10 protein-coding genes, 1 tRNA gene and 1 pseudogene are annotated in these 10,766 nt (G+C 67.6%); 5 read left to right on the top strand and 7 right to left on the bottom strand.

The genetic code is table 11. The features are described 5' to 3' along the window. Positions 1 to 14 precede the first annotated feature (14 nt). A tRNA-Ser gene (locus MRY84_RS05775) sits at positions 15 to 104 on the top strand. A gap of 103 nt (positions 105 to 207) precedes the next feature. On the opposite strand, the gene MRY84_RS05770 is transcribed toward MRY84_RS05775, so the two are convergent. After that, the gene (locus MRY84_RS05770) at positions 208 to 1,416 is read right to left on the bottom strand and encodes an alpha-hydroxy acid oxidase (protein WP_291504791.1); all 1,209 of its coding nucleotides are present in this window, start codon (positions 1,414 to 1,416) and stop codon (positions 208 to 210) included. 111 nt (positions 1,417 to 1,527) lie between these two features. Here MRY84_RS05770 and MRY84_RS05765 point away from each other — a divergent pair, with 111 nt between their 5' ends. Beyond that, positions 1,528 to 2,433, top strand: a complete 906-nt coding sequence (locus tag MRY84_RS05765; protein WP_291504790.1) for a LysR family transcriptional regulator — start codon at positions 1,528 to 1,530, stop codon at positions 2,431 to 2,433. On the opposite strand, the gene mnmH is transcribed toward MRY84_RS05765, so the two are convergent. The 4 genes from mnmH to MRY84_RS05745 form a co-directional block, all read right to left on the bottom strand. Further along, complete coding sequence (gene mnmH / locus MRY84_RS05760; protein WP_291504789.1) at positions 2,416 to 3,528, bottom strand: tRNA 2-selenouridine(34) synthase MnmH; 1,113 nt, start codon at positions 3,526 to 3,528, stop codon at positions 2,416 to 2,418. The genes MRY84_RS05765 and mnmH overlap by 18 nt on opposite strands. Position 3,529: 1 nt before the next feature. Beyond that, entirely contained in the window at positions 3,530 to 4,600 is a 1,071-nt protein-coding gene (selD, locus tag MRY84_RS05755) for a selenide, water dikinase SelD (protein ID WP_291504788.1), read from the bottom strand. A gap of 296 nt (positions 4,601 to 4,896) precedes the next feature. Beyond that, entirely contained in the window at positions 4,897 to 6,216 is a 1,320-nt protein-coding gene (gene serS / locus MRY84_RS05750) for a serine--tRNA ligase (protein WP_291504787.1), read from the bottom strand. A gap of 31 nt (positions 6,217 to 6,247) precedes the next feature. Continuing rightward, positions 6,248 to 7,189, bottom strand: coding sequence for a threonine/serine dehydratase (locus MRY84_RS05745; protein WP_291504786.1), 942 nt, complete (start codon positions 7,187 to 7,189; stop codon positions 6,248 to 6,250). Positions 7,190 to 7,356: 167 nt separating this feature from the next. Between MRY84_RS05745 and MRY84_RS05740 the strand changes: the two genes are divergently transcribed. After that, positions 7,357 to 8,076 carry a CBS domain-containing protein gene (locus MRY84_RS05740; RefSeq protein ID WP_291504785.1) on the top strand — a complete coding sequence of 240 codons (720 nt, stop codon included), beginning with the start codon at positions 7,357 to 7,359 and terminating at the stop codon, positions 8,074 to 8,076. Between the two features lie 129 nt (positions 8,077 to 8,205). Here MRY84_RS05740 and ispH read toward each other — a convergent pair whose 3' ends face one another. Then, a complete protein-coding gene (gene ispH / locus MRY84_RS05735) occupies positions 8,206 to 9,201 on the bottom strand; it encodes a 4-hydroxy-3-methylbut-2-enyl diphosphate reductase (protein ID WP_291504784.1) in 996 nt (331 codons plus the stop codon). Continuing rightward, positions 9,201 to 9,665 (bottom strand): FKBP-type peptidyl-prolyl cis-trans isomerase, encoded by a 465-nt coding sequence (locus tag MRY84_RS05730; RefSeq protein ID WP_291504783.1) that lies wholly within the window; start codon positions 9,663 to 9,665, stop codon positions 9,201 to 9,203. The genes ispH and MRY84_RS05730 overlap by 1 nt, the downstream gene beginning before the upstream one ends. Before the next feature lie 98 nt (positions 9,666 to 9,763). Here MRY84_RS05730 and radC point away from each other — a divergent pair, with 98 nt between their 5' ends. Both radC and MRY84_RS05720 read left to right on the top strand, forming a co-directional pair. Next, positions 9,764 to 10,477, top strand: a complete 714-nt coding sequence (gene radC / locus MRY84_RS05725; protein ID WP_291504782.1) for a DNA repair protein RadC — start codon at positions 9,764 to 9,766, stop codon at positions 10,475 to 10,477. Beyond that, positions 10,474 to 10,766 (top strand): annotated as a pseudogene (locus tag MRY84_RS05720) (DUF2242 domain-containing protein); the annotation flags it as partial. The gene radC and the pseudogene MRY84_RS05720, both read left to right, overlap by 4 nt.

The following is a 10,766-nucleotide window of genomic DNA, read 5'->3' as shown; positions in this document are numbered from 1 at the left end:
GGCTTCGACACACAGGAGAGGTGGCAGAGTGGTCGAATGTACCTGACTCGAAATCAGGCGTAGTGGCAACACTACCGTGGGTTCGAATCCCACCCTCTCCGCCACTGACAAAGCCCTGATGCTATTTCATCGATAGCACAGGGCTTTTTCTTTGGGGCTGTCTTGAACGGGTAGGGCGTCTCCCGCGCCGACCGCGGCCGTCTGCCCTCAGCTTCTCTGGCGCACGAGGTGCTGAGGCCCCAGTTCGCTGCAACTGGTGGCGCCAAGCATGGCGAGGTTGCGATCGACCTCCTCGCGCAACAGGGTGATCGCGTGAAGCACCCCCGCCTCACCGGCCACGGCGGCTGCGTAGTTGAACGGGCGGCCCACCAGAACCAGGCGCGCGCCCAGCGCGATGGCTTTGAGAACGTCGGAGCCGCGCCGAAAGCCCCCGTCCACCAGCACCGGGTAACCCGGGCCCACGGCCGCGACCACGTCTTCCAGCACGCGCATGGGCGATACGGCGCCGTCGAGCTGGCGCCCTCCGTGGTTGGACAGCACCACGCCGTCGGCCCCGGCACGCTGCGCCTGCAGCGCGTCCTCCACGCTGAGCAGGCCCTTCACCACCAAGGGTCCCTTCCAGCGGCGGCGAATGGCTTCGATGTGGCGCCAGCTCAGATGGTCGCGCGCCGAGAAGTCGCGCAGGACCGTGGACGAAACGATGGGCGCGCCGCGTGTGGCAAACGAATTCTCAAAATGCGGCATGCCATGGCGCAGCAGCGTGCGCACGAAGGTACTCACCATCCAGCGCGGCCGCACGAAGCCATCCCAGGCAAGGCGCAGGCTGGGGCGCAAAGGGGTGGAGAAACCCGTGCGGATGTTGTTCTCGCGGTTGGCGGAAATGGGGATGTCTACCGTGACGACGAGGGTGCGAAAGCCCGCACGCTCCACGCGGTCGATGAGCGCGTCGATGCGTGCCTGATCGCCGGGCAGATAAGCCTGGAACCAGGTGCCCGGGCTTTCGCGGGCCACCTCCTCCATTGGAACCAGCGAAGTGCCGCTCATCACGGATGCGATACCCATGTGCCGCGCCGCACGCGCCAGCACAAGATCGCCCCGGTAGGTGGACAGCGCATTGATGCCCATGGGCGCGATGCCGAACGGGCTGCTGTAGCTTTCGCCAAACAGCTCCACGGATTGCGACCGTTGCGATACGTCGCGCAGGACCCGCGTCACGAAGGCGAAATCCCCAAAAGCCGCGCGGTTGTCGCGCAGCGAGGCGTTGTCCTCTGCCGCGCCGGCGATGTACCCGAAGATGGGCCGGGGCAGGCGCCTGCGCGCGGCCTCCTCGAAGTCGTGCAGCGACAGCATGCGCCGCAATACGGCAGGCGGGCGCGGCGAAGGGATGGATGGCGTGGCAGTGGTGGTGATGGGCATGGCTCGTGCTCGTTGCGAGGATGAATCAGCACCAATGTAGATTTCTAGTTCGGTGAATGAAAGCGGAATATTTAGAATGATTTTGTTCTCTTTCTTGCAACCATTTCTCCCGTGCCCCACCCCTCCGTCAAACAGCTGGAAGCCTTCTGGTGGGCGGCCACCTGCGCCAACTTCGCCACGGCAGCAGAGCGGGTGTACCTGTCGGTCTCGTCGCTGTCCAAACGCATTACGGAGCTGGAATCCACTCTGGGCCAGCCGCTGTTCGACCGCAGCGGGCACCGTGCCGTGCTCACCGAGGCGGGTGAGCGCCTGCTGCCAGCCGCACTGGACGTACTCAACGCCATGGCGATGCTGGGCCACGCGCTGAACACCCGCGAGGAACTGGCGGGCCATTGCCGCTTTGGCGTGGGCGACCTCTCCGCGCTCACCTGGCTGCCCACCTTTGTGTCGGCCGTGCGGCGCACGCACCCGCGCCTGGCCCTGGAACCCAGCGTGGATGTGGGCGGGGTACTGGAGCGTCGCCTGGACGACGGCGAACTGGACTTCGCCGTGATCGCAGGACGCTCGTCGCGCAGCACGCTGCTGTCGCAGCCTGTCGGCGCCGCGCGCTTCGCATGGGCGGTGTCCCCCAGCCTGCCGGGCGCCAACCGCCTGGGCATCAAAGCGCTGCTGCAACGGTACCCACTGGTCACGCTGCCGCCCGGCGCGGGCACCACACGCCTGCTGGACGACTGGTTGCTGGCCCAGGGGGTTACCGCCCGCGAGCACATCCTGTGCAACAGCCTGGGGGCCGTGGCAGGCATGCTGCGTGCGGAAGTAGGCGTGGGATTTCTGCCCTCGGGATGGGTGGGACCGCTGGGCTTGCGGCCCCTGGGAGCGCGCACACCGCTCGCGCCGCTGCAGTACAGCTTCCAGTGGCGCCGGGGCGATGCACGGGCATTGATCCCGGCCATGCAGCGCCTGGTGCAGGCGGAGGTGGATTTTTCGGCGCCGCCTGTACTAGGACTGGCAGCTTGAGAGCCCGGCGCCTTCGCGCAGGTGAGCCAGCACCTGGTCGAAGCTCCCTTGAAACGCAGTACGCCCAACGCGGCTCTCGCGCTGGTAGGCGTACATGGGGTCGTAGTAATACTGCAGCAGCGCCGCGATCCAGTCGCGGTGCTGCTCCACATCGCCGTGCGCCTTCTGCCGGGCCAGGGCATGGAGCATCGTCCCGCGCAGCATCAGGTGCCGGTCTCCCCCCAGGCGCTTGTGCAGTTTGTCCAGGCTTTCCAGCAAACGGGCGGAGAACGCTTCCACCCCCTGCACCTCGCCCTGCACAGCGCAAAAATCGGCGCACTGCGCCACCACGTAGTCCCGCAGGATGCGCTCGACCCTGGCTTCAAAGGGCTCCTCGACATGAACCATCGGCGCCTGCTCCAGGCACAGCCTCAGCTCCAGCGGCACGGCGCAGCGTCCCACATGGCGCCCCTCATCCTCGACGATAAACAGCTGCTGCCCTGCTGCGCGCTTCTTGAGAATGTCGATGGCCAGCCGGTTCTCGAAATCAATCTGCGCGGGCTGGGCGCTCACACGCTGGCCAAAGCTGGAACCCCGGTGGTTCGCATGCCGCTCCAGGTCCAGCCCGTTCGCCAGTTGCGCAATCAACTCGGTCTTGCCACTGCCGGTGAGCCCGCCGAGCACGACAAAACGGCACTCCCGCGCTGCAACCTGCGTGGTCTGCAGCAGAAAGCTGCGCATGGCCTTGTAACCCCCTTGCACGCGCGGGTAGGCAATCCCCGCCTCGGCCTGCAGCCACTGCTGGGTGATCTGGGAGCGCAAGCCGCCCCGAAAGCAGTACAGCGCGCCCTGGGGATGGGCCTTGGCGAACGCCGCCCATGCCGCGATGCGACTGCGCTTGGTGTCGCCGGACACCAGTGCGTGCCCCAGCGCAATGGCCGCCTGCTGGCCCCGCTGCTTATAGCAGGTGCCTACCTGCTGACGCTCGCTGTCATTCATCAGCGGCAGATTGACCACGCCGGGAAATGCGCCCTGCGCAAACTCCACGGGCGCTCGCACGTCCATCATTGGCACGTCGTTCAGAAAGATGCGCCGGAAGTCGGCGATTGTCTCCACGTCAGTTCACCACCACGGCAAAGGGCTGGCGCGCTGTCAAGCGGCCAATCGGCTCCAGCTGGAGTCCGCAGCCTTGCGCCGCCGCCAGGAACGCTTGCTCGCCTTCGGGCGACACGGCCACCAGCAAACCCCCGCTGGTCTGCGGGTCGCACAGCAGCTGCTTTTGCGATTCGCCCAGCGGCGCGATCCTGGCGCCATAGCTGTCGAAGTTGCGCTGGGTGCCGCCAGGCACGCAGCCTTCGGCCAGGTAGTGCTCCACACCGCTCAGGCGTGGCACCGCGGCGTAGTCGATGATTGCGGTCAGCCCGCTGCCATCAGCCATCTCGACCAGGTGGCCCAGCAGGCCAAAGCCTGTGACATCGGTCATGGCACGCACGCCCTCCAGCTTGCCAAAGTGGCTACCAGGCTGGTTGAGGGTGCACATCAGGTCGCGCGCGCGGCCCACGTCCTGGGGCTGGAGCTTGGACTTTTTCTCGGCCGTGGTGAAGATGCCGATTCCGAGCGGCTTGGTGAGGTAGAGCCGGCAGCCTTCCGTCGCCGTGTCGTTGCGCTTCATGTGGCGCCGCTGCACCACGCCCGTCACGGCCAGGCCGAAGATCGGTTCAGGCGCATCGATGGAATGTCCTCCCGCGAGTGGAATCCCGGCCGCATCGCATGCCGCCCGCCCGCCGCGCACCACCTCGCGCGCCACCTCCGGCGGCAGCAGATTGACGGGCCAGCCCAGGATGGCAATCGCCATCAGCGGGTCGGCTCCCATGGCGTAGATGTCGCTGATGGCGTTGGTGGCGGCGATGCGCCCGAAGTCGAACGGATCGTCCACGATGGGCATGAAGAAGTCGGTGGTCGAGACCACGCCGCGTTCGTCGTCCAGTGCGTACACGGCCGCGTCGTCGCGCGAGGCATTGCCCACCCACAGGCGCGGGTCCAGGTTCTGGGCGCCGCTGCCCGCCAGGATCACGTCGAGCACCTTGGGGCTGATCTTGCAGCCACATCCCGCGCCGTGGCTGTATTGCGTGAGGCGGATGGGAGCGCCGGGGGAGGCGATGCCGAGAAGAGGTTCGGGAGACGTCATGGCTCCATTGTCCCGAATCGGCCGGCCCCTGACATTGCGGGGCCGCAAAAGCACCAGGGTCTGCCCACGCATTGGATTTGCGTGGGCAGGCCCTGCCGGGTGCGCCTGGTCAATACCGATCCAGACGCAACACGTGGCGGATCAGGCCGCGGGACTCAGCTCCGACACTCCGCCCATGTAGGGGCGGAGAACGGCCGGAACCTCGACGGTTCCATCCGCACGCTGATGGTTGTAGTTCCGGCACGCTTCGCTTAACTTTCGCGTTGCGAAAGTGAGCCTACACTGAAACTATCCGCTCAGGTCGGAGCAAGCTCCGACACTCCGCCCATGTAGGGACGGAGAACGGCCGGAACCTCGACGGTTCCGTCTGCACGCTGATAGTTTTCCAGCACCGCCACCAGCGTGCGGCCCACGGCCAGGCCCGAGCCATTCAGCGTGTGCAGCAGTTCGTTCTTGCCTTGGGCGTTCTTGAAGCGGGCCTGCAGGCGTCGCGCCTGGAAGGCCTCGCAATTGCTCACCGAGCTGATCTCGCGGTAGGTGTTCTGCGCGGGCAGCCACACTTCCAGGTCGTAGGTCTTGGCGGCGCCGAAGCCCATGTCGCCCGTGCACAGGCTCATCACGCGGTACGGCAGTCCGAGCTTTTGCAGCACGGCTTCGGCGTGGCGCGTCATTTCTTCCAGCGCGTCGTAGCTCTTGTCGGGGTGCACGATCTGCACCATCTCGACCTTGTCGAACTGGTGCTGGCGGATCATGCCGCGCGTATCGCGGCCATAGCTGCCGGCTTCGGAGCGGAAGCACGGCGTGTGGGCCGTGAGTTTGATAGGCAGGTCAGACTCGGCCACCACCACGTCGCGCACAAAGTTGGTCAGTGGCACTTCGCTGGTGGGGATGAGGTACAGGGCCGCGTTGTCCGGCACGGGCTCGCCGTCCTGGCCGCCCTTCTTAGCGGCGAAGAGGTCACCCTCGAACTTGGGCAGCTGGCCCGTGCCCTTGAGCGAGTCGGCGTTCACGGCGTAGGGCACGTAGCACTCGGTGTAGCCATGCTCCTGGGTCTGCACGTCCAGCATGAACTGGCTGAGCGCGCGGTGCAGGCGGGCGATGGAGCCCTTCATCACGGTGAAGCGCGAGCCCGAAAGCTTGACGCCCATGTCGAAGTCCAGGCCCAGCGGTGTGCCCACATCCACATGGTCCTTCACTTCGAAATCGAACTGGGCAGGCGTGCCCCAGCGGCGCACTTCGACATTGCCAGATTCGTCGCTGCCCACGGGCACGCTTTCGTGCGGCAGGTTGGGCACGGCCACCAGCATGGCCAGCAGCTCGGACTGGATCTGCTCCAGGCGGGCGGCGGATTGTTCCAGCTCCACCTTGCCTGCGGCCACCTGGGCCTTGACCGCTTCGGCGCCTTCCTTATCGCCCCGGCTCATCAGCATGCCGACCTGCTTGGACAGCTGGTTGCGCTGGGCCTGCAGCTCTTCGGTGCGGGTCTGCAGCGTCTTGCGCTCGGACTCCAGCGCCTGGAAAGCGGAGACGTCCAGGAAAGCCTGGGGCTTTTTGCGGGTTTCCAGCCGCGCGATGGCGGTGTCGAGGTCTTTGCGGAGGAGGAGGATGTCAAGCATTGCTGGATTTTAAAGGGGTGGTCGGGCTCGCTCAGGCAAGGCCTGCAGGGTCGAAATTGGCACCGCAAAGGATCAGAGCCACCGTTTCTTGCGGCTGGGGGCGATACACACCCGTCTGCAGCGCAGCCAAGCCCAGCGCGGCGGCAGGTTCCACGGCCAGTTTCAGTTCCTTCCACAGCCACAGCTGGGCGGCGCGGATGGCATCATCGGGCAGCAGCAGCGCATCGTGCACGTGGCGCTGGCTGACCTCCCAGCCAATCGCACCGATGCGGCGTGCGCCCAGCGAATCCGCCGCGATGCCACCGACCTCCACATCCACGGGCTGGCCCGCCGCGCGGGCTGCGTGCAGCGTGGGTGCGCGCTCGGGCTCCAGGGCCACTACGTGCGCACGGCTTTCCACCCAGGCGGCCACGCCGCCGATGAGGCCGCCGCCGCCCACGCTGACCAGCACCGTGTCGGGCAGGCGGCCGCCCTGCTCTTCCATCTCGGCAGCGAGGGTGCCGGCGCCGGCCACCACTTCGGGCTGGTCATAGGCGTGGGCCTGCAGCGCGCCGGTGGTCTTCTGGCGGGCCACGCAGGCCTCGAAGGCTTGCGAATAGGCAGCGCCGGTCACGACCACCTCGGCACCCAGCGAGCGCAGGCGCGCACGCTTGGCTTCGGGCGAGACTTCGGGCACAAACACCTCGCAGCGCACACCCAATGCCTGGGCGGCTGCGGCCAGGGCGATGCCCGCGTTGCCACCGGACGCAATGATCACGCCGCTGTCCGGCACCGGGTTGGCGAGCAACCGGTACAGCATGCCCCGCGCCTTGAAGCTGCCACCCACCTGCAGGTGCTCCAGCTTGAGCCAGACCTCGCCGCAGTCCACGCCCAAGGATCGGCCCGACACGCGCATCAGGGGCGTGGTGCGCAGGAAATCAGGCTGGGTGGCGAGTTGGCGGCGGGCGGCGGCGATGGCGGCGCGATCGATCATGCGGGGCTCCGGGAGGCAGGTGGTGTCACAAAAGAAGGGGCAGTGTAGAGGCTGCCGCAACATGCAGACACAACGCTGACTGCATGCGCGCCGCACAACTGCCGATAACATGGGCAGAGCAGGCCCCACCGCAACGCGTCTGGCGGGCCTGCGCGCAGGAGGAAACCATGTTCTTTGTGTTCGGCCCGTCGGGCCAGATGTACCGGGGGGGGCCCGAAAACCTCGCGCGCATTTCCGCCGTGCGCAGCGTGCAGCGCCCGCAAGCCCTGCGCACGCGCGCCATGGACGCACAGGACGGTCAGCCAGTGACCGCTTTTGCGGCTGCGCCTCGCCCCCCGGTGCCCCACGACGCCGCACCCGCAGCCATCGTCAACCTGCGCATGCACGATGCCGTGAGCGCCTACGCGCAAACCGAGCAAGGCACCCCGGCCACCCGCCAGCCGCTGACCAAGGTGAGCGACGTGATGACCACCGGCGGCGTGAGCGTGGCGCCGGCCGTGCGGGTGAACGACGCCTGGCAGGCCCTGGCAGAGCACAAGGTAGCGCAAGCTCCCGTGGTGGACCCCCTGGGCCGGGTGATCGGCCTGCTGCTGCGGGCCGACATGGCACCCCTGGACTTGCTGCCCGAGCCTGGCGCCGTCAAACAGGCCATCGACCTGGCCCGCCGTCCGGTCTCGGAGGTGATGATCAGCCCCGTGCCCACCGTTTCACCCGACACCGAGCTGCGCCGCGTGGCCGCCGTGCTGCTGGAAACCGGCCTGCCGGGCTTGCCGGTGACGGACGAGGCGGGCGTGATGGCGGGTTTCATCTCACGCACCGACATCCTGCGGGCGGTGGCGGCCGACCCGCCGCTGGACCTGTGGAGCGGGCCTGCGGTGCCGTTGTAATAAAAAACCAAGAGGAAAATAGCCGCCAGCGCCGTATGAATAAGCGCAAACAGCTATCAATTCAGGAGCAAAAGAAAAGGGCGCCTGTTGGCGCCCTGGCACTCTCACCGGTGGCCCCGCAAGCCGCCGTCAGTGCGCAGACGGCCCCGTCTCTGGCGTGCGCTCACGAATCTCCAGCCCCGTGGCGGCATCGATCTTGAGCCCCTTGGGCAGCGGAAACTTGATGGTCTCCTCGATGCCCGCCATGGTGCGCACCGATACGGCGCCCAGCGCCTTGATGCGGTCGATGACCTGCTGCACCAGAATCTCCGGCGCCGAGGCCCCGGCCGTGAGGCCCACCCGCGCGGTGCCGTCAAACCACTCGCCCCGGAGCTCGTCCGCGCTGTCCACCATGTAGGCGGTGGTGCCCAGCTTGGCGGCCAGCTCGCGCAGGCGGTTGCTGTTGGAACTGGTGGGGCTGCCCACCACAATCACCACGTCTACCTGCGGGCTCAGCACTTTGACGGCGTCCTGCCGGTTCTGCGTGGCGTAGCAGATGTCCTGCTGCTTGGGCTCGCGCACGTTCGGAAACCGCGCCCGCACGGCGGCAGAGATTTCGGCCGCGTCGTCCACGCTCAGGGTGGTCTGCGTGACCACGGCCAGCTTCTCCGTCTGCGCGGGCTGCACGCGGGCCACGTCTGCCACGTCTTCCACCAGGTGGATGCCGTGGTCCAGCTGGCCCATGGTGCCCTCGACCTCGGGGTGGCCCTTGTGGCCGATCATGATGAATTCGTAGCCCTCTTTGGCCAGCTTGGCGACCTCGACATGCACCTTGGTCACCAGCGGGCAGGTGGCGTCAAAAATGCTGAAGCCGCGCGCCTCGGCCTCCTGCTGCACCGCCTTGCTCACACCGTGGGCGCTGAAGACCAGCGTGGCGCCCGGGGGCACGTCCGACAGCTCTTCGATGAAGATCGCGCCCTTGGCCTTGAGGTCGTTCACCACATAGGTGTTGTGCACGATTTCATGGCGCACGTAGATGGGGGCGCCAAACTTCTGGATGGCGCGCTCGACGATCTCGATGGCGCGGTCCACGCCCGCGCAGAAGCCGCGTGGCTCGGCCAGCAGGATTTCCTGCGGGGCCTGCATCACAGGATCCCGATCAGTTGCACTTCAAACGTCACGGGCTGGCCCGCCAGCGGATGATTGAAGTCGAACAGCACCGCGCCGTCATCCCGCACCTGCATCACGGCGCCCGCGTAGCTGCCCTGCCCGTCCGGCGTGGGGAACTGCACCACATCGCCCACGTTGTACTTTTCGTCGGGGTCGCCCAGCTCGTTCAGCAGCTTGCGCGCCACCCATTGCTGCATGTCGGCATTGCGTTCGCCAAAAGCTTCGCCCGCGGCCAGCTCGAAAGTGGTGCGAGTGCCTTCGGCCAGGCCCAGCAGGCGCTGCTCCATGGCGGGCGAGAGTTCGCCGGTGCCCAGGGACAGCGTGGCGGGCTTGTCGGCAAACGTGTTGATCACATCGCCCGCAGGGCCTGCCAGGCGGTAGTGCAAGGTGAGGAAGGAGCCTGGCTGGACAGTGGGCAAAGCGGGGGCAGTAGTGGTCATGACGGTCTCGATAAACTCCTGCGATTGTAGAAAACCGGGCAAACCCCTACCGCGGCCACCGCCGTCCCTGCCGCTGGCACGCCCCAGCTCTTCATCCCATGGCCATCAAAGACCTGCCCGCCGACGCCCAGCCCCGCGAGAAACTGCTGGCCCGCGGCCCCGCCGCCCTGGCCGATGCCGAGCTGCTGGCCATCCTCCTGCGCACCGGCATCGTGGGCAAGGGCGTGCTGCAAATGGCGCAGGAGCTGCTCGACCCGCCCCGCCTGGACGAAGCCACCGGCCGCGTCACTGGCGGCTTTGGCGGCATTGCCGGGCTGCTGCACGCGAGCGCGGCCGACCTCGAACGCATCAAGGGCCTGGGCCCCGCCAAGCGCGCGGAACTGGTGGCCGTGCTGGAACTCGCGCGCAGGGCGTTGGCCCAGCAGCTGCGCGAGCGCGAGGTGTTCGATTCGGCCGACACCGTCAAGCACTACCTGCAGCTGCACCTGGCTGCCAAGGGGCATGAGGTGTTCGCCGTGCTGTTCCTGGACAGCCAAAACCGCTTGCTCGCCATGGAAGAGATGTTCCGCGGCACGCTCACGCAGACCAGCGTCTACCCGCGCGAGGTGGTGCTGCGCGCGCTGCACCACCAGGCCGCCGCCGTGGTGCTGGCGCACAACCACCCCAGCGGCAGTGTGCAGCCCAGCCGCGCGGATGAAGCCCTGACCCAGACCCTGCGAACCACCCTGGCCCTGGTGGACGTGCGCGTGCTCGACCATGTCATCGTCGCCCCGGGCCAGGCGCTGTCGATGGCCGAAAAGGGGCTGGTGTGAAACCGCCCCGGCCTGCGGCCCCGACCGCCCCGGCCCGGCAGCGCCCGCCGTCGCCACCCACCGCGCTGCAGGCCGCCCTGGCACGGGCTGCCCGTGCCGCCTCGGCCATTGCGGAAGGGCCGGCTACCGCCAGCGAGACGGCCTCCGCTGAGTCCCACCGCACCAGCGACGGCACCCCGTCTCCCGTGGCCTCGCCCCGCGCAGTGCGCCGCGCCGCGCTGGCGCAAAAGAAGGCGGCCCTGGCCGCGGCGATGCATCCGGCCCGCTACCCCGCGCCGGCGCCCGCCGG

This window comes from Acidovorax sp. (assembly GCF_022763525.1).
GTDB lineage: Bacteria > Pseudomonadota > Gammaproteobacteria > Burkholderiales > Burkholderiaceae_C > Acidovorax.
Note: the sequence above shows the minus strand (reverse complement) of the source record. Positions and strands in the feature narration are given on the sequence as shown.

Excerpts from the sequence above, each read along its gene's own strand:
- ispH (WP_291504784.1), bottom strand. The coding sequence starts at position 9,201 with ATGCAGGCCCCGCAGGAAATCCTGCTGGCCGAGCCACGCGGCTTCTGC.
- selD (WP_291504788.1), bottom strand. The coding sequence starts at position 4,600 with ATGACGTCTCCCGAACCTCTTCTCGGCATCGCCTCCCCCGGCGCTCCC.
- MRY84_RS05770 (WP_291504791.1), bottom strand. The coding sequence starts at position 1,416 with ATGCCCATCACCACCACTGCCACGCCATCCATCCCTTCGCCGCGCCCG.
- radC (WP_291504782.1), top strand. The coding sequence starts at position 9,764 with ATGGCCATCAAAGACCTGCCCGCCGACGCCCAGCCCCGCGAGAAACTG.
- serS (WP_291504787.1), bottom strand. The coding sequence starts at position 6,216 with ATGCTTGACATCCTCCTCCTCCGCAAAGACCTCGACACCGCCATCGCG.
- MRY84_RS05740 (WP_291504785.1), top strand. The coding sequence starts at position 7,357 with ATGTTCTTTGTGTTCGGCCCGTCGGGCCAGATGTACCGGGGGGGGCCC.
- MRY84_RS05730 (WP_291504783.1), bottom strand. The coding sequence starts at position 9,665 with ATGACCACTACTGCCCCCGCTTTGCCCACTGTCCAGCCAGGCTCCTTC.
- MRY84_RS05745 (WP_291504786.1), bottom strand. The coding sequence starts at position 7,189 with ATGATCGATCGCGCCGCCATCGCCGCCGCCCGCCGCCAACTCGCCACC.